This window comes from Corallococcus sp. 4LFB (assembly GCF_046520365.1).
Taxonomy (GTDB): Bacteria; Myxococcota; Myxococcia; order Myxococcales; family Myxococcaceae; genus Corallococcus; species Corallococcus caeni.
Genome location: NZ_JBKGHJ010001094.1, coordinates 1 through 957 on the forward strand (window position 1 = coordinate 1; position 957 = coordinate 957).

The window sequence follows — 957 nt, forward strand, 5'->3', positions numbered from 1 at the left end:
CCCCGGGCGGAAGCGCTGCCGCGGCGGAGGCGCCGGGGAGCCACCGCGACGCGCGCCACGTCGCTGCCGTACTCCGACCCGGACTGACGTCGCGCGACGCGCCTCCGGTGGCGGACGTGCCGGTGTCGCGGCCGTTCGCGGACGCGGGCCAGGGGGCGTCGCTGCCCTTCTCGGATTCGGTGGGGCCTCGGGGCGTGCCGCCTGTCGCGGAGCCCGGTCGTTCGCGCCGCCGCCTCCGCCCATGGCGGCGATTCCGGCCGTGCGGCCCGCGGATGGACCCGTGCCCGTCGTGCCGGCGGACGCGTCCCGGCCGGTGTCGCCTCCGCCGATGCCGTTCTTCGACTCCGGGGCGGGGCGGTTCGAGGCGTCGGGTGAGTCGCTGCCGTTCATGGAGCCGCCGCCTCCGCCGGACGGCCCGTTCCTCGATGACGAGGAGCTTCCCGAGAGCGACTACCCGTGGCCGGAGCCCATCCCCGAGGGAGGCCGGGCCGAGCTTCGCGCCGCCGAGGTCCGCATTCCGGAGGGGCAGCGCCCCACCGCCGCGATGCCGTCCCTGCCGTCTTCGCGCCCCGGCGTGACGACGCCGTCGAACGGCAACCGGCCGCTGCCGGCCTACGCCGCGCCCACCATCCAGGTGCCCTCCATCCAGTCCGGGGCCCCGCGCTCCACCGACTTCGATGAGGCGGAGGCGCTCGTGGACCCCGAGCCGCTCGAAGCGGGCCCGGCTCCCCGGCCCACGATGCAGGACACGCGTCCGTCGGAGGAGCGGGTCTCGGTGGATCCGCGCGCCCTGGAGGTGGACTCCAGCGTGCCGTACATCTCCGCGGATCCGGACGACGCCCTGGCCGCGCGCGATGGCGACGCGGACACGCACCCGCGCATCCCCATGCCCCGCGCCCCGCGCCGCGAGGACGCCCAGCCCGCGCTGATGCTGGACGAGGCCGCGCCTGCGCGAGC

At 77.3% G+C, this 957-nt stretch carries 1 protein-coding gene; it reads left to right on the top strand.

Translation table 11 applies throughout. The features are described from left to right. Positions 1-280 precede the first annotated feature (280 nt). Positions 281-957, top strand: a 677-nt coding sequence (locus ACLEQD_RS44280; RefSeq protein ID WP_410391914.1) for a hypothetical protein, incomplete at its 3' end; no start/stop codon positions are given.